General features: G+C 62.2%; 19 protein-coding genes. 2 read left to right on the top strand and 17 right to left on the bottom strand.

The window, feature by feature from the left end; genetic code table 11:
* Nucleotides 1-107: 107 nt before the first annotated feature.
* From AB4N85_RS06800 to AB4N85_RS06720, 17 genes are all read right to left on the bottom strand, one after another.
* Nucleotides 108-797 carry a GntR family transcriptional regulator gene (locus tag AB4N85_RS06800; protein WP_076563214.1) on the bottom strand — a complete coding sequence of 230 codons (690 nt, stop codon included), beginning with the start codon at nt 795-797 and terminating at the stop codon, nt 108-110.
* A 517-nt stretch (nt 798-1,314) separates the two neighbouring features.
* On the bottom strand, nt 1,315-4,392 hold the full coding sequence (locus tag AB4N85_RS06795) for an error-prone DNA polymerase (protein WP_252869332.1): 3,078 nt from the start codon (nt 4,390-4,392) through the stop codon (nt 1,315-1,317).
* Complete coding sequence (locus AB4N85_RS06790; protein ID WP_460067472.1) at nt 4,389-5,804, bottom strand: Y-family DNA polymerase; 1,416 nt, start codon at nt 5,802-5,804, stop codon at nt 4,389-4,391. The genes AB4N85_RS06795 and AB4N85_RS06790 overlap by 4 nt, the downstream gene beginning before the upstream one ends.
* A gap of 5 nt (nt 5,805-5,809) precedes the next feature.
* Nucleotides 5,810-6,427 carry a translesion DNA synthesis-associated protein ImuA gene (gene imuA / locus AB4N85_RS06785; protein WP_041478676.1) on the bottom strand — a complete coding sequence of 206 codons (618 nt, stop codon included), beginning with the start codon at nt 6,425-6,427 and terminating at the stop codon, nt 5,810-5,812.
* Nucleotides 6,427-7,044 carry a transcriptional repressor LexA gene (gene lexA / locus AB4N85_RS06780; protein WP_041478675.1) on the bottom strand — a complete coding sequence of 206 codons (618 nt, stop codon included), beginning with the start codon at nt 7,042-7,044 and terminating at the stop codon, nt 6,427-6,429. Before lexA ends, imuA begins: the two co-directional genes overlap by 1 nt.
* Before the next feature lie 193 nt (nt 7,045-7,237).
* Nucleotides 7,238-7,516, bottom strand: coding sequence for a DUF971 domain-containing protein (locus AB4N85_RS06775; RefSeq protein WP_095179719.1), 279 nt, complete (start codon nt 7,514-7,516; stop codon nt 7,238-7,240).
* Nucleotides 7,513-8,475, bottom strand: coding sequence for a HEAT repeat domain-containing protein (locus AB4N85_RS06770; RefSeq protein WP_252869330.1), 963 nt, complete (start codon nt 8,473-8,475; stop codon nt 7,513-7,515). The genes AB4N85_RS06775 and AB4N85_RS06770 overlap by 4 nt, the downstream gene beginning before the upstream one ends.
* Nucleotides 8,472-9,320: an ABC transporter ATP-binding protein gene (locus AB4N85_RS06765; RefSeq protein ID WP_252869329.1), complete on the bottom strand. Its 849-nt coding sequence runs from the start codon at nt 9,318-9,320 to the stop codon at nt 8,472-8,474. Before AB4N85_RS06765 ends, AB4N85_RS06770 begins: the two co-directional genes overlap by 4 nt.
* Nucleotides 9,320-10,099: an ABC transporter permease gene (locus AB4N85_RS06760; RefSeq protein WP_024012709.1), complete on the bottom strand. Its 780-nt coding sequence runs from the start codon at nt 10,097-10,099 to the stop codon at nt 9,320-9,322. Before AB4N85_RS06760 ends, AB4N85_RS06765 begins: the two co-directional genes overlap by 1 nt.
* A 329-nt stretch (nt 10,100-10,428) precedes the next feature.
* Nucleotides 10,429-11,853 carry an ABC transporter substrate-binding protein gene (locus tag AB4N85_RS06755; protein ID WP_252869328.1) on the bottom strand — a complete coding sequence of 475 codons (1,425 nt, stop codon included), beginning with the start codon at nt 11,851-11,853 and terminating at the stop codon, nt 10,429-10,431.
* A gap of 211 nt (nt 11,854-12,064) precedes the next feature.
* Nucleotides 12,065-12,310 carry a 4Fe-4S dicluster domain-containing protein gene (locus tag AB4N85_RS06750; RefSeq protein ID WP_003225615.1) on the bottom strand — a complete coding sequence of 82 codons (246 nt, stop codon included), beginning with the start codon at nt 12,308-12,310 and terminating at the stop codon, nt 12,065-12,067.
* A 27-nt stretch (nt 12,311-12,337) separates the two neighbouring features.
* Entirely contained in the window at nt 12,338-14,068 is a 1,731-nt protein-coding gene (locus tag AB4N85_RS06745) for a fumarate reductase/succinate dehydrogenase flavoprotein subunit (RefSeq protein ID WP_252869327.1), read from the bottom strand.
* Complete coding sequence (locus tag AB4N85_RS06740; RefSeq protein WP_236169017.1) at nt 14,065-14,817, bottom strand: GntR family transcriptional regulator; 753 nt, start codon at nt 14,815-14,817, stop codon at nt 14,065-14,067. Before AB4N85_RS06740 ends, AB4N85_RS06745 begins: the two co-directional genes overlap by 4 nt.
* Nucleotides 14,818-15,042: 225 nt before the next feature.
* Nucleotides 15,043-16,008, bottom strand: coding sequence for a Gfo/Idh/MocA family protein (locus AB4N85_RS06735; protein ID WP_252869326.1), 966 nt, complete (start codon nt 16,006-16,008; stop codon nt 15,043-15,045).
* Nucleotides 16,009-16,017: 9 nt separating this feature from the next.
* Entirely contained in the window at nt 16,018-16,905 is an 888-nt protein-coding gene (locus tag AB4N85_RS06730) for a Dyp-type peroxidase (RefSeq protein WP_071172020.1), read from the bottom strand.
* Between the two features lie 74 nt (nt 16,906-16,979).
* Nucleotides 16,980-17,717 carry a DUF72 domain-containing protein gene (locus tag AB4N85_RS06725; protein WP_164488342.1) on the bottom strand — a complete coding sequence of 246 codons (738 nt, stop codon included), beginning with the start codon at nt 17,715-17,717 and terminating at the stop codon, nt 16,980-16,982.
* 10 nt (nt 17,718-17,727) lie between these two features.
* On the bottom strand, nt 17,728-19,515 hold the full coding sequence (locus AB4N85_RS06720) for a thiamine pyrophosphate-requiring protein (protein ID WP_041478664.1): 1,788 nt from the start codon (nt 19,513-19,515) through the stop codon (nt 17,728-17,730).
* 180 nt (nt 19,516-19,695) lie between these two features.
* Between AB4N85_RS06720 and AB4N85_RS06715 the strand changes: the two genes are divergently transcribed.
* Both AB4N85_RS06715 and yghU read left to right on the top strand, forming a co-directional pair.
* Nucleotides 19,696-20,199 carry a cupin gene (locus tag AB4N85_RS06715; RefSeq protein ID WP_252869325.1) on the top strand — a complete coding sequence of 168 codons (504 nt, stop codon included), beginning with the start codon at nt 19,696-19,698 and terminating at the stop codon, nt 20,197-20,199.
* Nucleotides 20,200-20,428: 229 nt separating this feature from the next.
* Complete coding sequence (yghU, locus tag AB4N85_RS06710) at nt 20,429-21,268, top strand: glutathione-dependent disulfide-bond oxidoreductase (protein WP_236169021.1); 840 nt, start codon at nt 20,429-20,431, stop codon at nt 21,266-21,268.
* Nucleotides 21,269-21,368: the final 100 nt, after the last annotated feature.

Below are 21,368 nucleotides of genomic sequence, written 5' to 3'. Positions count from 1 at the left end.
TTTCCGATCTATCGCAACGCTACAACGACGCGACGCCCGTGTGTTTCGAGGCCCTGAAAACGCATTGGTTTCATTGGAGGTATAGCCGATATGCGACACAGGGCCATTCAGACGCCAATCAAGTGTTTGAGTGGGTGATAGCCGGTTTTCATTTTTGCAGCAACGTCGAGAATCGCCTTCTCGATTCCGTTGAGGTGCGTGCAGGTCAGCTCGATCGCGGCGCTCTGATTACCGGCCTCGATGTACTCAAGCAAACGCAGGTGTTCATCGTCGCGGCAGGCTTGATGACTGTCGTCATCGAGCGCGGCGGCATACAGCGAAGCGCGCGAGATCAGCTTCTGGAACCAGTCGAGCAGCACCGGATTGTTCAGGCTGCGCGCCAGTTTGAGGTGGAATTCGCCGAGCAGATGGATCAGCCGTTCATGGTCGCCGGCCGCATGGGCGGCATCCTCCAGCAACAAGTGCTCACGCAGATCCTGCATCGCAACGGTGTCTTTGCGCCGGCACAGTTCGGTGACGATGCCGATTTCGATCAACCGCCGGGTTTCGAACAGCGAACGCAGCTCTGCGTCACTGGGCAGCGACACCGATGCACCTTTGTTGGGCTCAGTGGTGACCAGACCATCGGCTTCCAATTGCTTGAGCGCAGCACGCACCGACGTGCGGCTGACATTGAACAACTCGGCCAGCGAGGCCTCACCCAGCTTCATGCCTGGGCGCAACGAACGCTTGCTGATCGCCGCGTAAACCCCTTGGTAGACGCGGTCGACCGTGGTTTCCAGTTTCTTTTCGCTCATTCGAACACTCCTTTGGCGTCGGGCAATTCATCCTGGCAGTGGCTGGCCATGGAGTTGATCGGGTTCCCGTACCGGTGTGAAGCGCAGAATATCTGCCTTCGGCCCAAAGGTGCAGCCTTTTGATTTATCTCGATTTTGGATAAACAGCCAAAACCTGTGGGAGCGAGCCTGCTCGCGAAGGCGGCGGCACGTTTGACATCGTCATTGCCTGACAGTCCGCTTTCGCGAGCAGGCTCGCTCCCACACTGATACGGGGTAAATCCACCATCTTCATCGCAACCAAATTCCCTGTGGGAGTGAGCTTGCTCGCGAAGGCGGCGGCACAGTCAACATCGTCATTGCCTCAGACTGCGCTTTCGCGAGCAGGCTCGTTCCCACACTCATACGGGGTAAATCCACCATCTTCATCGCAACCAAATTCCCTGTGGGAGCGAGCCTGCTCGCGAAGGCGGCGGCACAGTCAACATCGTCATTGCCTCAGACTGCGCTTTCGCGAGCAGGCTCGTTCCCACAAAGGTCAGTGGAAATCCCGGCTCTGCACGTGAATGCCGTTGAGCAGCGGGCTAAGGTCGCTCATGCGCCCGGCGATCAGGTGGCGCACATCGCCTTCGCGCTCCCAGCGGCCGTCGACCTTGAGCAATTGCGAACCCACCAGCACTTGGCGCTGACGCTCGGCCAGGTCACGCCAGACCACTACGTTGACGTTGCCGAACTCGTCTTCCAGGGTCACGAACGTTACCCCACTGGCCGTACCTGGGCGCTGTCGGCCGGTGACCAGACCGGCCACGCTGACCGGCCGGCCATGTTCAATATCCATCAATTCCCGCGAGCTGCGGCAGCGCCGGGCCTGCAACTCGCCACGCAGCAATGCCAACGGGTGCGGCCCCAGCGTCGTCCCCACCGTGGCGTAATCAGCATGCAGGTCTTCGCCAACGCTGGGTTTGGGCAGGACGATTTTGACTTCTTCTTCGTTGGGCAGGCCGGCGAACAGGCCGAGCTGTTTCTGCACCCCGGCCACTTCCCAACGCGCACGATGACGGTGCCCGGCCAGACCGCGCAAAGCGCCGGAGTCTGCCAGCAAGGCCTGCGCACGACTGTCGAGGGCGGCGCGCTCACCCAGGTCAGCGACATCGGCAAACGCCCCGTGTCGGCGCGCGGCTTCGATGCGCCGTGCGTCCTCTTCGCGAAAACCCTTGATCATGCGCAGGCCCATGCGAATCGCCGGTTGCCCGGCACTCAGCGGCTCGAGGCTGCAATCCCAGTCGCTGGCGCGCACGTCAACCGGACGGATCTGCAATTGGTGCCGCCGCGCGTCCTGCAGAATCTGGTCCGGACTGTAAAAGCCCATCGGCCAACTGTTGATCAATGCACAGGCGAACGCCGCCGGCTCGTGGCATTTCAGCCAGCAACTGGCGTAGGTCAGCAAGGCGAAACTGGCGGCGTGGGATTCGGGGAAGCCATAACTGCCGAAGCCTTTGATCTGCTCGAAGATCTGCGCGGCGAATTCCGGGGTGTAGCCGTTCTTTTTCATACCGGCGGCGAGACGTTCCTTGTGCGGCTCCAGTCCGCCATGGCGCTTCCACGCGGCCATGGAACGACGCAGTTGATCGGCCTCGCCGGGGCTGTAGTCGGCAGCGACGATGGCGATCTGCATGACCTGCTCCTGAAACAGCGGCACGCCCAGGGTTCTTTTGAGTACGACCTCGAGCGCTGGCGACGGATAGGTTTCCGCCTCTTCCTTGTTACGTCGGCGCAGATAGGGATGAACCATGCCGCCCTGAATCGGCCCCGGGCGGACGATCGCCACTTCAATCACCAGATCGTAGAACGTCTGCGGTTTCAGGCGCGGCAGCATCGACATCTGCGCCCGCGACTCGATCTGAAACACACCGACGGTATCGGCGCGGCTGATCATTGCGTAGGTCGGTTTGTCTTCGGCGGGGATCGTCGCGAGCGTCAGGTTCAGATCACGATGCCGGCGCAGCAGATCGAAGCAGCGGCGAATCGCACTGAGCATACCCAAGGCGAGAATATCCACCTTGAGCAGGCCGACCGCATCGAGGTCGTCCTTGTCCCATTGGATGATGGTGCGGTCGGCCATTGCCGCGTTTTCTACCGGCACCAAGGTGTCCAGCGGTTGCTCGGAAATCACGAAACCGCCGGGATGCTGCGACAGGTGCCGGGGGAAGCCGATCAGTTGCCCGGTCAGGCTCAGCACCCGGCGCAGCACCGGACTGTCCGGGTCGAAGCCGCCTTCACGCAAACGTTCCAGCGGCGGCGTTTCATCGCTCCAGCGCCCGCAGCAATCGGCCAGCGCGTTGATCTGATCCGGTGGCAGGCCGAGGGCCTTGGCCACATCACGCACGGCACCGGTGGCGTGATAGGTGCTGACCACCGCAGTCAGCGCCGCACGCCGCCGGCCATAACGGTTGAACACGTATTGCAGGACTTCCTCGCGGCGCTCGTGCTCGAAATCGACATCGATGTCCGGCGGCTCGTTGCGCTCTTTGGACATGAAGCGTTCGAACAGCAGCGTAGTACGATCCGGATCGATCTCGGTGATGCCCAGGGCAAAACACACCGCCGAGTTGGCGGCCGAACCACGGCCCTGACAGAGGATGTTCTGCGTGCGGGCAAAGCGCACCACGTCGTGCACGGTGAGGAAGTAGCTTTCGTAGCCGAGTTCAGCGATCAATTGCAGCTCGTCATCGATCTGCTTGAGCACCTTGGCCTGAGGCCCTTTCGGCCAGCGCCAGGCAATGCCCTCCTCGGTCAGATGACGCAACCAGGAACTGGCATTGTGGCCCTTGGGCACCAGCTCTTTCGGATATTGATAGCGCAGCTCGCTCAGATCGAAGGTGCAGCGCTGGGCCAGGTTGACCGATTCCTCGAGCAAGGCCGGCGGATACAATTCGCGCAGCACATCAAGGCAACGCAAATGCCGCTCGCCATTGGGATGCAGGCGCAGACCCGCTTCGGCCACGGGGACGTGATGACGGATCGCGGTCATGGTGTCCTGCAAGGCACGGCGCCCCCGGGCATGCATGTGCACATCGCCGCTGGCCACGGCTGGAGTCTGCAGCTCAGCCGCCAGAGCCAACAATGCCGCGAGCCGCTGCTGATCGTTCTGCCCGCGATGCAGTTGCACCGTGAGCCACAGGCGGTCGCCGAAGGTTTGTTTCAGCCAGCGCCCTTCTTCCCGGTCATCCACTGAATCCGGCACCCACAACACCAGCAAACCCGGCAGTGCTTCGTCGAAGTCTTCGCGCAGCAGCTGATACTGGCCTTTCTGCGTACGCCGCCGGGCCTGGGTGATCAAGCCGCACAGGGCCTGATAACCAGCAAGGTTTTCCACCAGCAGTACCAGTTTCGGGCCGTTGTCGATGCGCACCTCGCTGCCGATGATCAGCGGCAACTCCACGGACTTCGCCGCTTGCCATGCACGAACGATCCCGGCGAGGGTGCACTCGTCGGTGATCGCCAGTGCCTGATAGCCGTGCTTTTTCGCCCGCTGAAACAGCTCCAGCGCGCTGGAGGCACCGCGCTGGAAACTGAAATTCGACAGGCAATGCAGTTCGGCGTAATCGGCACTCATGCGAACCAGCCTTGCAGCCACAGCGGGCCGCCCTCACCCACAGCGCGCCAGGCCCAGCCCTGCTGACCGGCGCGGTTCTGGATCAGGTAGTAATCACGCCGCACGTCGCCACCGTCCCACCAACCGGATTCGATGCGCTCCGGCCCCATGAGAATCCGCGCCGAACCTTCCGGCACGCTCTGCGGTTCGTTGAGCAGCCAGCCCGGGCGCTGGACGCTGGGCAAACCTGTGCAAGGCTGTTTGTCGACGCCATTCTGCCACGCGCACTCGGGGCGATAATCGGCCTGAAAGCGCAAGCCCTGCACCGCGTCATCACCCAGCCGTGCGCGCAGACGTTCGTGCAATTGCTCCCAGGGCAAGGTCTGCTGCGGGCGGTCGTCGAACAGTTCCTGATACTGCGGAACGAAACTCGGCAGGTCTTCGGCGCGCAAGCGAAAACCACGCACCGGCGCCTCGACCTGGACTTGCTCCAGCCGGCCACGGGCCAGTTCAAACAGCATCGCCGCGTCACGCTCCGCGCTGAGCAGGCCGACCTTGATCACTGTGTCCGGCAGCCCTGCGTGTTCCAGATGCAGGTCAAAACGCTGCACGCCACTGTCGCGCCCACAGAGGAACGCCGACAGGTCGCCGGTCAAGCGCCGTAACGGGAACAGCAATGCCTGATGGGATTGCACGTCGAAATTCAGTTCGATGCGGATATCGAAACGGTCTGGCGGCAGATAGAACGCCAGCGCCAGCGGGCGTGCGCCGAACAGCGTGTCGAGGTGCTTGAGCATCTGCGCTTCGAAGCGCCGGGCCAGTGCCTGGCGTGGCAGGCTTTGCACCTGACTGAGATTGCGCAGGCCCATGCGCGACAACGCCGTGGCGACATTCGGCTCCAGCCCCACACGATCAACAGGCAATTGCCCGAGATGATGCTGCAAGGCTTCGCTGTCCGGCACCACCAGGCCATCGTAGGCATTGGCCAGCACTCGCGCCGCCACCGGGTTCGGCGCGGCGACGATGCGATGGCGAAAGCCCAGATCTTTCAATTCCTGGCGCAGGCGAGCTTCAAATTGCGGCCAGGTACCGAACAGGCCGAGGCTGGATTCGATCTCGAACACCACGGTACGCGGGTAATGCACGCTGACCTGCGCGCTGAAGCGATAGGCCCACGCGGCGAGAAACTGCTGCCAGCGCTCGACCTCGGCCACCTCGTAATCGGCGGTGGCAAAGCCTTTGCTCATTGCTTGCGCGGCGGTCATCGACATGCCGGGGCGCAGGCCGAGTTTGCGCGCCGCCGGATTTACCGCTTGCAGCACTCGGCGTTGGGCCGGACCGCTGAGCAGCACCAGCGGCTCTTCAGGGTCGGGGCGCTGACGCAGCACAGCGTCGAGGGCCAGTTGCGGAAAGAGAATACATACCCAGCGCATGACGATCAGTGCCCCACGGCAAAGGCAATCGGCGCCGCACGCGCCAGCCCGCCACGGCATTTGAGTACGCGGAGTTGCGCCGGTTTGGCATCGATGGCTATGCGCAACGCTGCCGGTGACGGGTTGACCGCCTCGCTCAACGGGCGCCAGGCAAAGGCCAGGGTCTGGCCGGTTTCCGCCGCTACCTGCAAACGCCGCAAAGCCCGGTCGTCGGCCTTGTTCGGCCAGCACAGCACCGCGCCGCAACTGCCCGAGCGCAGACACTGCTCCGCCGCCCACAAGGCATCGCGTTCGCTGGCCTGAATCACCGACAACTGACGCAAATCGACCCCGGCATTGGCCCAGGCCTGCGGGTACGGCACGAACGGCGGCGCCACCAGCACGATGCGCTCACCGGCCGCGGACAATCGCGCCAGGGTTGGCCAGACCAGTTGCAGCTCGCCGACACCAGGGCCGGCGAGAAGGATTTCGCTCAGCGCCGCTTCCGGCCAGCCGCCGCTGGGCAGAGCTGCGTCCAGTCCCGCATGCCCGGTCGGCTGCGGACTCGCCGCCGGTGGCGCAGGCCTGCCGCGCCAGACCTGGCCGCCATTGAACAGCGTATCCAACGCAACGACGGCGCCCATCAGCCTTGCCTCACCAGACCACAGAACACGCCTTCAATGGCCAGATCCTGATCATCACGCACGACAATCGGCTTGTACGCCGGGTTGCGCGGCAGCAGGCGCACTTCATCCCCGACCCGTTCGAAGCGTTTGATGGTGACTTCACCGTCCAGACGCGCAACGACGATCTGGCCGTTCAGCGCCTCGGGATTGCGCCGCACACCGACCAGATCGCCATCGAGAATGCCGTCTTCGATCATCGAGTCGCCCTGCACCCGCAGCATGTAATCCGGGGTGCGGGAGAACAGCGCCGGGTCGAGCAGCAAACGGTTATGGATATCGGCATCGGCGCCAATCGGCGCGCCGGCGGCCACACGACCGAGTACGGGGATCTCCAGCAGCTCCGGACGCGATGGCTGGCCGAGCAAACGAATGCCCCTGGCCTGATGCGGGTTGACCTCGATGAAACCGGCTTCCGTGAGCGCCAGCACATGCTTGCGCGCCACGCTGCGCGAGGCAAAACCAAAAGCCTCGCTGATTTCAGCGAGGCTTGGGGGCTGACCGTGCTCGGCGATGCGATCGCGGATAAAGGTCAGAATGGCGGTACGGCGGGGAGTCAGATTGGTCATGGAGTACATTTGTACTCCTGTGGGAAATGCCTGACAAGAACCGCCAGTCGGCGCATGCCGACGCAGGGAGCTGCCGAAGGCTGCGATCTGATCGTTCCCACGCTCTGCGTGGGAATGCCTCAAGGGACGCTCCGCGTCCAGTGACGCGGAGCGTCACGGGCTGCATTCCCACGCGGAGCATGGGAACGATCATCGGATAAGGTCAGGAAGCCAGTTGCGCCAGGTACTCCCACGGATAAATCCCGCGTTGATGCCCGTCGCTGAACACCAGTTGCACACCATAACCCTGCGGGTTGAGTTCGATCAGGCGCACGCGATCATCAACCAGCGGCGTGACACCGCGCAGGCGAAATGCGCGGCATTGCGAGCAAGGGCATTGCCGGCGCAGATCGGCATGCTTGAGCAGCGATTCGCGCCCGTCCGGCCAGCTCAGGTGTAACGTGCGCTCACTCTGCGAGTTGCCCACCGACAGCGGATTCATTGCAGCTGACTCAACGCGATGCGCACGGCTTTGCGCACTTCCGGGTCGCCGTCGTCCTGCGCTGCCTGCAACGCGGCCACGGCGCCGCGATCGTTCAACTCTCCAAGCGCCAGCGCGGCCTCCTTGCGCAGGTTGCTGATGCGGTGGCCGAGAGTGTCGATCAGCGCGTCCAGCGCCGGGACGAAACGCAAGCGGCCAAGGCTGCGAGCGGCGCGCAGCCGCACTTGCCAATAGTCATCGCTCAGCGCTTCGACCAAGGTCGGGCCGGCGTCGCTGTGGCCAACCTTGCCCAGTGTCGTCGCGGCTTCTTCGCGCACTTGCCAGGCGGGGTCGTGCAAGGCCTGGCTCAGCGCCGGCAACACTTCGGCGCCACTGGCCAGACCCAGCGCACCCGTCGCGGCGCGGCGCACTTCGGTGTCCGGGTCGTCGCTGGCCAGGCGCGCCAAGGCTGGCAGCGCGTCGAGCTGTTTGAGCCAGCCGAGCACGCCAACCGCTTCGCGCCGAACATGAGCATCGGCATCCTCCAATGCCGCGACGGCAGCCGGCGCGGCCTCGGCAAAGCGCAATTCTCGCAACGCCCGAAATGCAGCGATGCGCACACTGACATCGGCATGTTCGGTCCACGGCAGAATCACGCGCCCCGCCGCTGCAGTCTTGAGCAGGCTCAGGCTTTGCGCCGCTGCCGATTGCACAGCGGGCGACGGATCCGTCAGCGCTTCGCACAAGGCTTGCACGACCGCATCGTCCTCCCACGCTTCAAGCAATCGCGCAGCTTCAGCGCGAACATCCTTGGCAGGATCCTGACGAAGTCGATCAACCAGCCAGAGCAAGCCATCCGGTTCTTCGAGATCGGCCAGATCGATCAGGGCAATGCGCCGCACGCCGGCGTCTTCAGCCGTCAGGCGCGGATGCAGGGCGAGGATGTCTTCGTTGTCGGTCACAGCAAAAATAGAGGTCATAAGGCAAATCGCGGCAAAGGGTTTTCAGGAGGCAGGCCGAGCGGATTGAGGCGCGGCAGCGGTCGGTCGTTGTCGTGGCGCAGCAGGTCGAGGCAGTGGCGCTTGAGGCGAGCGAATTCCGGGCTGGTGACCAGTTCGCTGGTGCGCGGACGCGGAAAGTCCAGAGGCAAGTCTTCGATGATTCGCCCCGGTCGCGCGCTCATTACCAGCAAGCGGTCGGCGAGAAACAACGCCTCGTCGATGTCGTGAGTGACGAAAACCACCGTGGTGCGGATGCGCGTCCAGATGTCCAGCAGCAGTTCCTGCATGCTCAGACGGGTCAGCGCATCCAGCGCGCCGAACGGTTCGTCCATCAGCAACAGTCGCGGGCGATTGACCAGCACCCGGGCGATTTCGACCCGTTGCTGCATGCCCCCGGAGAGCTGATCGGGCCAGCGCTCGGCAAAGCCTTCGAGGCCGACCAGTTTGAGAATGTCGTCAGCGGCTCGATGGCGCTCAGCCTTGCCGACGCCGCGCATCTTCAGGCCGAAGGCGACGTTGTCGCGCACCGTGCGCCACGGGAACAGCGTGTGGTGCTGAAACACCATGCCGCGCTGCGGCGACGGGCCGGTCACCGCGCTGCCGTCGACTTTCAAGCTGCCGGTACTGGCATTCAAGTGGCCGGCCAGGGCGCCGAGCAAGGTCGACTTGCCGCAACCGGACGGGCCGAGAATGCACACGAACTGGCCGGGTTCGATCTGGCAATCGAGGCCCTGCACCGCTTCGAAGGCTTCGCGGCCCTGGCCGAGGACGATGGACAACTGGCGGATGTCGATCCGCCCTTCCGGGGTTTGCATCACGCTCATCAGGCTTTGCCTCGCGGTCGATGCCAAGGCGTGAACAAGCCGCCCAGGCGTTTGATCAGCCAACTGCTGCCCATGCCCAACACGCCGATCAGGAGCATGCCGACTACAATGTCGGCGTAGTTCTGAATGGTGTAGGACTCCCAGGTGTAGTAACCGATGCCGAACTGCCCGGAGATCATTTCTGCCGTCACCAGACAGAACCACGACGTGCCCATGCCGATCGCCAGGCCAGTGATGATGCTCGGCGCAGCGCCCGGCAGGATTACTTCCAGCAGAATCGCCCGACGCCCTGCCCCGAGGCTTTTTGCCGAGGCGATCAGGCGTGGATCAACGCCTTCGACGCCGTGCACGGTGTTGAGCAGGATCGGGAACAGCGCGCCAGTGAAGGTGATGAAAACCATCGACAACTCCGAGGACGGAAACATCAGGATCGCCAGCGGAATCCACGCCACGGCGGGGATCGGGCGCAGGACTTCCAGCGGTGGCAGCAAAATGTCTTCAGCCCATTTCGACCGGCCGATGGCCAGGCCCAGGGCGATGCCGATGATCAGCGCCGCCACGTAACCGGCGAAGACCCGGCCGAGGCTGCTGCTCAAGTGCTGCCAGAGTTTGCCGGAGTCGCCCAGGCCCAGTGCGGCTTCGATCACCGCCAGTGGCGTCGGCACGTTGGCAAAGGTGACCAGGCCGAGGTTCCAGTGATGGCTGGCGGCTAGTTGCCAGAAGAGCAGGCAGAGCAGCAGTGAGGCGGCTCTTGATGTCCAGCGCAACGGTGTTTTCATAGTCCGGTTTCCAGTTCGGGTTCTGTGTGATGGCTGAGATTTACCCCCTCACCCCAGCCCTCTCCCCCAGGGGGGCGAGGGGGAAAGGGAGCCGATTTGCGTGCTTTTCACGACCTGAGTTCGACTCGGTACTAAACGTCGGCGTATCTCACCAACAACTCGGTCAGCCCCCTCTCCCTTTGGGAGAGGGTTAGGGTGAGGGGCTTTTGATCTTCAGCGCTTGCAGACCTCAGTTCGACTCGGTACTTCACGTCGGCGTATCTCTCACCAACAACTCGGTCAGTCCCCTCTCCCTTTGGGAGAGGGTTAGGGTGAGGGGCTTTTGATCCTCAGCGCGCAGCAACAACCTGCGCAGTCGCATCGCTGAAGTCGAACACCTTGCCACCCTGCGCCGCAGCGTATTGCTGGGCCTGGCCCTTGAGCAGAAATGCGCTGAGGCGACCCTTGGCATCGCTGGCAAACCACGCCTGTTCAGCGAGCAACTTGATCCCGCTGTCACTGGCCTGCGCATACACCGCACGAATGTTCTTGCCCTCCTGCTTCAACCCCGCCAGCGCGGTGAACGCCGCTTCAGCCGAGCCGTAACGGCGGACTTTTTCCTCACCGCGCACCCAGATTTCCGCGACATGGCTGACGTCGGTGATGGCTTTGCCCGTCGCCGCATCCACACCCGGCAACGGCGTCTGCGCGTAGTTGGCCAGTTGCGCGGTGTAATCGAGCTTCGAAGCCTTGAAGGCGGCGCGGATGTACTGGTCGTCGATGAAGTTGTTCAGGTCGAGCCCGCGATCGGCTTTCTTCAGCAGCTTCAAGGTATCGATGGCGGTACCGACAGCCTGACGGTATTCAGGTTTCCAGCTCAGGTCGCGGGTCTGTACGCCGAGCGGGCCGTGAAACAGGTAGTTGACCTCGGCATCGACGCCGGTGACTTTGGCGATCAGTTCGCTGTACTTCTCGGGTTCGGCGGCAAGCAGTTGGTTGGCTTCGATGCTCGCGCGCAAATAGGCGACGACGATTTCCGGGTACTTCCTGGCGTAGGCCTGATCCACCAGTGCGCCATGGAAAGTCGGCGCGTTGGCCTGGGCGCCGTCGTAGATCTTGCGGGCGAAACCACGGCTCGGGAACAGCTCGGCGAACGGCACGAAATCGGCGTGGGCGTCGATCTTGCCGGCCTGCAATGCCGAGCCGGCGACTTCCGGTGGCTGGGCGATGATGTTGACATCCTTGAGCGGGTCCCAGCCCTGCTCTGCCACGGCGCGCAGCAACATGCCGTGAGCCGTCGAGGCGAACGGCACCGAAATGGTCTTGCCCTTGAGTTCGCTCAGGCTTTGCACCGACGAAGCGCTCGGCACGACGATGCCGTTGCCGCTGCCCTTGATGCTGCCTGACAGCACGCTGATGAACAGGCTGTGCTTGCCCGCCGTTTCGAATGCCACGCCGTTGAACGCACCGGGGAAATCGGCCATGGCACCGAAATCGAGTTTGCCGGCGACCATCTCATTGGTCAGCGGCGCGCCACTGGTGAAATTCTTCCACTGCACGTCATACTTCGCGTCTTTGTAGGCGCCATCGTGGGGCAGGTATTTTTCCAGCAGACCCAGTTCCCTGATCAACAACCCGCCAGCGGCGCAGTTGATGGTGGTGTCCTGAGTGCCGATGGCGATGCGAATGGTTTCGGCCGAGGCCGACAAGGTGAATGAAGCCAGTACCAGACCGGCAAGTGCTGCACGCAACATGAGTGTTTCCCCTCGAATCATTTGTTTGAAGTTCGTCTCCGCCGCGATCAGGGCGCGGTGGGAAACGAGGGGTGTTTTGCATTCAGCGTCCGGGGTTCACCGGATGGCTATTGGATAATCACAATTGCAATGTGGGAGCGAGCCTGCTCGCGAAGGCGGCGGGTCAGTCACCATCATTGTTGAACGAACGATTGCTTTCGCGAGCAGGCTCGCTCCCACAATGGATTTGGGGTCAACGCAACAAATAGGGGATGTCGACCTTCACCGCCCCAGTCGGGCAATCCTTCTCGCACGGCATGCAGTACCAGCATTCATCGAACGCCATGTAGGCCTTTTGCGTGGCCGGGTTGATCGCCAGCAGGTCCATCGGGCAGACGTCGACGCACACGGTGCAGCCCTTTTCGGCGATGCATTTGTCCTCGTCCACGGTGACCGGGGCGTTGGAGCGGAAGAAGATTTCCTGAGCTTGATAAGCCATGGTTCGGACTCTCTTTCTAGTGATGCATCAAGCGGCGAAGGCGCCGACCCGCAGGCGGTGATAGGCCTGCATTTCTTCGGCATCGAGCGGGATGATGTAGGGCTCGACGGCCTTCTTGAAACTGGTCATCTGGCCGTCCTCGCCCTTTTTCAGATGGCAGTGGCAGAACCAATCGGCGTCGTTGCGTTGCGGATGATCGACGCGAGAGTGGTAAAGGCCCCAGCGGCTTTCGGCGCGGAACAACGAAGCGCGGGCGGCCATTTCGGCGCAATCGCGGATCACGCTGGTTTCCATCGCTCGCATCAGTTCGTGAGCGTTGTTGGCTTTCATCTGCTCGAGATCGTGCTCGATGTCGCTGAAACGCTGCAGGCCGATCTGCATCTTCTTGGTCACTTTCGGCGGTTGCAGGTAGTCGTTGACGAAGCGGCGCAGCTTGTATTCCACCTGCGCCGGTGGCAGGCCGTGTTCGCGGTCGAGCGGCGCGTAGACCCGGGCTTTTTCCTTGGCGATCTGCTCGCTGTCCAGTGCGGAAAACTCGCGGCCGGCGACAAAGTCTGCGGCGTTGTGCCCGGCGAACCAGCCGTAAGTGAACGCGCCAAGCATGTAATTGTGCGGCACCGCAGCCATGTCGCCGGCCGAATACAAGCCTTTCACTGAAGTCTCGGCACGCTCATTGACCCACACACCGGACGCCGAGTGGCCGCTACAAAAGCCGATTTCCGAAATGTGCATTTCAACCATCTGCGTGCGGTAGTCGGTGCCACGGTTGGCGTGGAACTGGCCACGGCTCGGGCGCTCATTGCTGTGCAGGATTTCCTCGATGTTCTGGATGGTTTCCTCGGCCAGGTGATCGAGTTTGAGGAACACCGGACCGTTGCCGCTCTCCAGTTCCTGATGGAACTCCCACATCATCTGCCCGCTCCAGTAGTCGCACTCGATGAAGCGTTCGCCCTTGTTGTTGGCGGTGTAGCCCCCCAGCGGGCCGGTGACGTAGGCGCAGGCCGGGCCGTTGTAGTCCTTGATCAACGGGTTGATCTGAAAGCACTCGAGATTGGCCAGTTCGGCGCCGGCGTGATAGGCCATCGCGTAGCCGTCGCCCGCATTGGTCGGGTTCTCGTAGGTGCCCATCAAGTAGCCAGACGATGGCAGGCCGAGGCGTCCGGCCGCGCCGCAGGCGAGAATCACTGCTTTGGCCTTGATCACATGGAAGTCGGCGGTGCGGCAATCGAAGCCCATAACACCGTTGACCGCGCCCTCCTTGTCGGTCAACAAACGCGTGCAGACCAGGCGATTGGTGATGCTCACCCGCGCACGTTTCAACTGCCGATACAGGACTTTCTTGATGTCGTGCCCTTCCGGCATCGGCAGCACATAGGCGCCCATGTGGTGGACCTTTTTCACCGCGTAGTCGCCGGTCTCGTCCTTCTCGAACTTCACGCCCCAGCGGTCGAGTTGTTCGATGGTTTCAAAACTGTGCGTCGCATAGGCGTAGACCGCCGCCTGATTGACGATGCCGTCATTGGCGATGGTGATTTCCTTGGTGTACTGCTCCGGTGTCGAGTGGCCGGGAATGATCGCGTTGTTCAGGCCGTCCATGCCCATGCTGATCGCGCCGCTGCGCTTGACGTTGGCCTTGTCGACCAGCAAAACGCGCAAATCGCGGTTCTTCTCTTTGGCCTTGATCGCCGCCATCGGCCCGGCCGTGCCGCCGCCAATCACGACGATGTCGTATTCCTGTTCTAGAACGTTGCGGGTCATGCCTGCTCCCCTTTTTGCCGGTCGATCCGCAGGCGGTACTGGAACGCATCGCCACGGTAATAAAGGTGTTCGAAGTCCAGCGGCTGGCCGTGGGCATCGTGGGTCAGGCGCTCGATGCGCATGATCGGCGAGCCCGCTTCGACGCTGAGTGCCTGGGTCAGGTCGCTGTCGGCCAGCACCGCATCGATGGCCAGATCGGCGTGGCCGAGGGCGATGCCGCAGTCGTTTTCCAGAATCAGAAAGATGTCGCGGGTGACCAGATCCGCCTTCTCCAGCCGCTCGCCGACGGCTTTGGGCAGGTAGGTGATTTCCAACGAGATCGGCTCGCGGTTGATCAGGCGCACGCGTTTGATCTGCGCGACGATTTCACCCTCGGCCACCTGCAGCCGCTCGGCCACACGCTTGTCGGCCGGAATGAATTTGAAACTGCGCAGGCGGTTGATCACTTCATAACCGCGCCCGGTCATCGACTCGGCGAGGCCTTGCAGGCTGCTGACGTTCTGAAAGGTTTTCGGCTTGGCGACGAAGGTGCCCTTGCCATGGATTTTGAAGATCAGCCCTTCTTTCTGCAGATCGCCCAAGGCCTGGCGCACGGTGATGCGGCTGACTTTGAACAGCGCACCCAGCTCGCTTTCGGAAGGCATCTGACTGTCTTGCGGGTATTCACCGTCGAGAATCCGCGCGCGCAGGACGTCGCGCAGTTGGGTGTGCAGCGGAACGCTACTGAGGGAGAGAACGTTATCGGTCATCACGGGATCACTTGTTATAACGAGTTATGACGTGATCTTAGAGACGTTATGAAGAGGTTGAGAAATATTGTTTGGGCATAACCTTAGATGCGTGTTGCGCCGGAAGACCTGTGGGACATCTGTGGGAGCGAGCCTGCTCGCGAAGGCGGTGTGTCAGTCACCAAAATACTGACTGACAGGATGCTTTCGCGAGCAGGCTCGCTCCCACAGGGGATCGTGAGCTATTCAGCGTTTGAGGATCCGGTCCATGACCCAGTCGGTCTTGACGGCTTGCTCGGCCACGGCGGGATGCTGTGAATCACCACGAATATGCGCATTCATCCCCAGCACGTGATGCCACTGGATATGCTCATGGTGGGCAATTTCCAGGCTGATCTGCTCGTCGGCAAACAGCTGCACCGGATGTTCATCAAACACCGAAAACCCGATCCGCCCTTTGCTGCCGATAATCTCGACGCGATCTTCACGGCGGTCCGCAACAAAGTTCCAGCAGCCCATGCCCAACGCCCCGGAGGCGAATCGCCAAGTGGCGCTGACCGCATCTTCAGCCGCGTACAAACCTGCCTGACGCGCAGTGAAACCGGCGACTTCAACGATGTCGCCAAGCAGATACTGGAACAGGTCCAGGCCATGGCTGGCCAGGTCGGCAAAGTAGCCGCCGCCAGCCACCGCCGGGTCGGTGCGCCAATTATCGCGACCCTCAAGATCAGCCGGCGACGGCGCTTTGGTCAGCGTCCAGCTCATATGCCGGACATCGCCGATGCGCCCCTCCTCCAGCCAATGCCGCACCTGGGCAAAGCGCGGCAGCGAGCGGCGGTAATAGGAGACGAACAAGTGCAGACCGGCAGCGGCAAACGCTTGCTGCATCTCGCGGCTTTGCCCGGCGTTGAGTGCCATGGGCTTTTCCACGCAGCAATGCTTGCCGGCGGCGGCGACTTTCAGGCTGTAGGCATGGTGGCTGTCGGGCGGCGTGGCGATGTACACCGCGTCCACCTCGGGATCGTTGATCAGCGCATCGACATCGGTGTAGACGCGACTAATGCCGTGGCGCGCAGCGTAGTCGGTCACCGCTTCGAGGCGACGGCCCATTACCGCAATCAGCGCCGAACCGGGCGCCTTGTAGAAGGCCGGCCCGCTCTTGCGTTCAGCGACGCTACCGCAACCGATCATGCCCCAGCGCACCACGTTCATCTTCAGTCCTCAGCCGATGCGCAACGCGCGCAGATCAAGGCGTCCGTCCTTGAGCGGCGGGCACCAGTAGTAGCCGCCGGTGATTGGTCGGCTGATCTGATACAAGCCATCGGCAATACCGTCCTCCAGACCGCTCATACGGCGCAGCTGTGCTTCGAAGGCATCCAGCGAAAAGCCGAAGGCGAGGAACATCAAACCGGCACGATCGCCTTCGATCCACGGCATCGAACGGCGCACGACGAACGCTTCCGGCGCAAAGCTTTCCTGCGCGGTGCGTTTCACGTGGGCGGAGATCGGCGCGTCGTCGATTTCTTCGTTATCGCTCAAGCGACGCCCCATGATGTCGTCCTTGGCACCGGCAGACAGGCGATGAAAGCCCTTGAGGTCGTGCTGCCATTGCTGGATCGCGGCGAAGCTGCCACCGACCAGTCCATCAGCACCACTGCTTAGCAGTGCGGCGGCGACAGCGGCGTCATCGTGGGGGTTTTCCGTGCCGTCTTCGTAACCGGTGAGGTCGTGGCCGTCCATGTGGCGGAAGGCTTCCTGCATCTCGACCAGACGCAAGGCCGGGGCCAGCGCGGCTTCGATAGCGTTGCAGCGGTTGAGCAGCTCACCACGGTCAACACCGTGCAGCCAGATCCACAGGGCATGCTGGGTCGACGGGTTATTCACGCCAACGCCGGTCAGCGCCGGGAAGCTGCGCAGGCCAGCGATTTCGACATTCAGCGCCTTGGTCAACGACTCACCAAAGCCAACCACCGCCGACTTGCCATCCACCAGCATCAGCAGGCTGTCGATCGCCTGCGGCAAGGCTTCAACCGACGCCAGGGCGAAAAACAGATGACGTGCTTGCGCAGGAACAGGGGTAGCGAGAATGCCCGGCTGGTAGTAACTCATGTGAACTCCTTGAAAAAGTGCGCGGAGTTTACCTGTAGCCGGATCGTTTGTGTGGGTAACGAGAGCGTCGTCGTTCAGCGTTCACCGCCTTCGATCAACGCCCTCAATGCCAGCGCATCGGCGGTGGCGGCACCGCTGGCGGTGTTGTCGAAGATGCACCAGATGTCTCTGCCGTCGGCCTTCGCGCGCCGCAGGTTCTGAGCGAGCTGTTGCAGATAAGCCGCTTCATAAGCGCTGTGATAAATCCGTGGCGAGCCGTGCAGGCGCCAATACTGCAGGCCTTGCCATCCACCCGGCGCGGTGTCGCTGCTGATCCGCGAGGGATCGACCACTGCCTGGGCAATCTGCAAATCCACCAGCATTGCCTCTGCCTCAGTCCACGATTCGTGTCGTGGCTCAAGCACCACACTGCCTTTGTACCGCTCGCGCAGGGCACGAAAAAACGCCTCGGCCACCGGAGCATCGAAAGCAAGTTTCGGTGGCAGTTGCACCAGCAGGCAGCCGAGTCGATCACCCAAGCCCTGGCACTGTCCGAGAAACTCATCGAGCGCGGCCGCGCTGTCCGCCAGCCGCTGTTCATGGGTGATGAGCTTCGGCACTTTCACGGCGAAGCGAAAGTCCGGCGCCACCGAATCAGCCCAGCGCTCGTAGGTCTGACGCCGATGCGGGCGGTAGAACGAGCTGTTGATTTCCACACAGTTGAAGCGCGCGGCGTAGCGTTGCAGGTGCGTGCCTTCGGCGGGGAATGCCGGCCAGTGCTCGCGACCGAGACTCCAGCCGGCGCAACCGATAAAGATCGCTGGCTCGTTCAAGCGCCCACCGTCATTTTTTCCCGGGCAACACGGCGCCGAGCACCTGCTTGGCGGTCTGCACAATCACCCCGGCTTCATCCGGATCGCCCTTGAGCAGGGTCGTGGCGAATTTCTTCGCTTGCTCAAGCTTGATGTGCGGCGGCAGTGGCGGCACGTTCGGGTCGGTCTTGAACTCGATCAGCACGGGCACTTCCGAGGCGAGCGCTTGCTCCCACGCAGCGGCGACCTCTTCTTCACGATCAACAAAAATGCCCTTGAGGCCAATGGAGATCGCGAACAGGTGATACGGCACATCGGGAATGCTCTGCGACGCTTCGAACTTCGGATCGCCCTCCATCACCCGCTGCTCCCAGGTGACTTGATTGAGGTCTTCATTGTTGAACACCGCGCAGATCCATTTCGGGCTCTGCCATTGTCGCCAGTATTTGGCGACGGTGATCAGCTCGGCCATGTTGTTCATCTGCATCGCGCCATCGCCGACCAGGGCAATGACCGGGCGTTCCGGGTAGGCAAACTTCGCCGCGATCGCATACGGCACCGCCGCGCCCATCGAGGCCAGACCACCGGACAACGAGCATTTCATGCCGCGACGGATTTTCAGGTCACGGGCGAACCAGTTGGCGCAGGAGCCGGAGTCGCTAGTGATGATTGCCTGCTCGGGCAAACGCGGTGACAACTCGTAGACCACTCGTTGCGGGTTGACCGGATCGGCTTTGGCCATGGCGCGCTTTTCCAGGGTTTTCTCCCAGCTGCTGCGCCAGCCTTCGATCTTCTTGCGCCATTTGTTCGAGGTTTTCTGTTCCAGCAAGGGCAGCAACGCGGCAAGGGTTTCCGCTGAATCACCGACCAGATTGACCTCCATCGGATAACGCAGGCTGAGCATGTCCGGCTGCAAGTCGATCTGCACGCCGCGCGCCTGGCCTTCCTTGGGCAGAAACTCGGAATACGGGAAGCCCGAACCGATCATCAGCAAGGTGTCGCATTCGCTCATCAGCTTGTAGCTGGGCTCGGTGCCAAGCAGGCCGATGCTGCCGGTCACCCACTGCAAGTCATCGGGGAGTGCCGCTTTGCCGAGCAGAGCCTTGGCGACACCGGCGCCAAGTTTTTCCGCCACGGCGATGACCAGATCGGTCGCCTCCAGCGCGCCGGCACCGACCAGAATCGCGACTTTCTCGCCGCTGTTCAGTACCTCGGCGGCGCGTTGCAGATCGGCGGCATAAGGAACGACTTTCGGCTTGCTGTAGCCGACGCCGGAATGCGCGGTGCCATGGGCGCGCGCCGGTTGTTCGTAAGGCAGGTCCTGCAAGTCATTGGGCAGAATCAGCGCGGTGACGCGGCGCTCGCCGACCGCAGTGCGCACCGCACGATCAAGCAAATGGCGCACTTGCGAAGGCGCCGAAGCCTGCTGCACAAAAGCCCCGGCGACGTCTTTGAACATCGACACCAGATCCAGCTCCTGCTGGTAGTGACTGCCCAGCGCCGTACGCGCCTGCTGACCGACGATGGCCAGCACCGGCATGTGGTCCATCCGTGCATCGTAGAGCCCGGTGATCAGGTGCGAAGCGCCGGGACCGGAAGTGGCGATGCAGACGCCCAGCTCGCCGGTGAACTTGGCGTGGGCCGAGGCCATGAACGCGGCCATTTCCTCGTGCCGTGCCTGAACGAATTCGATCTTGCCTTTGGCCCGGCTCATGGCGCCGAACACGCCATTGATGCCATCCCCCGGATAACCAAAAATTCGTGTGACGCCCCATTCGCTGAGCCGCTCAACCAGAAAATCACCAACTGTCATCGTCATCTTGACCCTCGCCATTTACCGCTGCATGGACATGTAAGGGTCTGGACAGCCCGCTGCGCGATGAAGTTTCGCTGGATTTTCCGGGCATCAACTTCGGCGCCGTGTTTGCGCGGCAATGATTTTTTGAGGCGTGCGCCCTGCTCTGTGGTCGATTGAGAAATGATCGAAGGAGGATGGGTCATGACTGAAGTACAAACCCTGCTGCTTCAACGCAATGACTGGGTGCCGAACAATCCGCGTCTGCCAGTGCTGATCTACCGCAGCGCGGTTGCCGTTGAAGGCGACGATCCCGCGGCGCGCTTCGAGCAGACCTTCGGCGCCAATGGCTGGCCGGCGCAGTGGCGCTACGGCATTTATGACTATCACCACTACCACACTGAAGGCCACGAAGTGCTTGGCGTGGCGGCCGGTCAGGCGCGGTTGATGTTGGGCGGGCCTGACGGGCAAGCCGTCGACGTCAGCGCCGGGGATGTGCTGTTGCTGCCTGCCGGAACCGGGCACTGCAATCTGGGATCGAGTGAGGATTTTCTGGTGGTGGGTGCTTATCCGCCGGGGCAGCAGGCGGATATTTGCCGGGCCGCGCCGAGTGATGCGCAGTTGGCGCGGATTGCGGGGCTGGCGTTTCCTGAGACAGATCCGGTGCAGGGACTCGGGGGTGCGGTTGGGCGGTATTGGAGCCATTAGGCGCGGCGACCCTGCCGACGCTTTCGCGAGCAGGCTCGCTCCCACAATGAATACGGGTGAACCCTGTTTCTCTGTCCAATACATACCCTGTGGGAGCGAGCCTGCTCGCGAAGGCGGCAGATCGGTTTACATCATTCAATATGAATAACCGCACTCACCGCTGGCACCCGCCGGAAATTTTCCCTACGGTGTCTACCTGTTCTCTCCCAGCATCGACGAGGTCCGTTTCATGAGCAATGCGTCTTACGTTCCGCCCAAGGTCTGGAAACACGAAGCCCCTTCCGGCGGCCACTTCGCCAGCATCAACCGGCCGATCGCCGGGCCGACCCACGACAAGGAACTGCCGGTCGGCAAGCATCCGTTGCAGCTGTATTCGCTGGCCACGCCCAACGGCGTCAAGGTCACCATCATGCTCGAAGAGTTGCTCGCACTTGGCCACAGCGAGGCCGAATACGATGCGTGGCTGATCCGCATTGGCGAGGGCGATCAGTTCTCCAGCGGTTTTGTCGAGGTCAACCCGAACTCGAAAATCCCGGCGCTGCTGGATCGCAGCGTCGAGCCGCCGATCCGGGTGTTCGAGTCCGGTTCGATCCTGCTGTATCTCGCGGAAAAGTTCGGCGCCTTGCTGCCCAAGGATCCGGCCGGTCGCACCGAAACCCTCAACTGGCTGTTCTGGCAAATGGGCTCGGCGCCGTACCTGGGCGGCGGTTTCGGGCACTTCTACGCGTATGCGCCGGAGAAGCTCGAATATCCGATCAACCGCTTCACCATGGAAGCCAAACGGCAGCTGGATGTGCTCAACCGCCGTCTCGCCGACAACGCCTATCTGGCCGGCGACGATTACACCATCGCCGACATTGCCGTGTGGCCCTGGTACGGGCAACTGGTACGCAACAACGTTTACTCGGCGGCGGAATTTCTCGCCGCGCACGAGTACACCCATGTGCAGCGCTGGGCGGAAGAAATCGCCAAGCGGCCAGCGGTCATCCGTGGGCAGCGAGTGAATCGCACCTGGGGTGATGAAGACAGTCAGGTACCGGAGCGGCATGAGGCGAAGGATCTGGACTGATTTCAAAAAAACCGCATAACCCTGTGGGAGCGAGCCTGCTCGCGAAAGCGTCGTATCAGACAACGCATCTGTTGAATGACACACCGCCTTCGCGAGCAGG

It is taken from the genome of Pseudomonas sp. H1_G08 (assembly GCF_054681355.1).
This window is presented reverse-complemented; position numbering and strand designations above follow the sequence as displayed.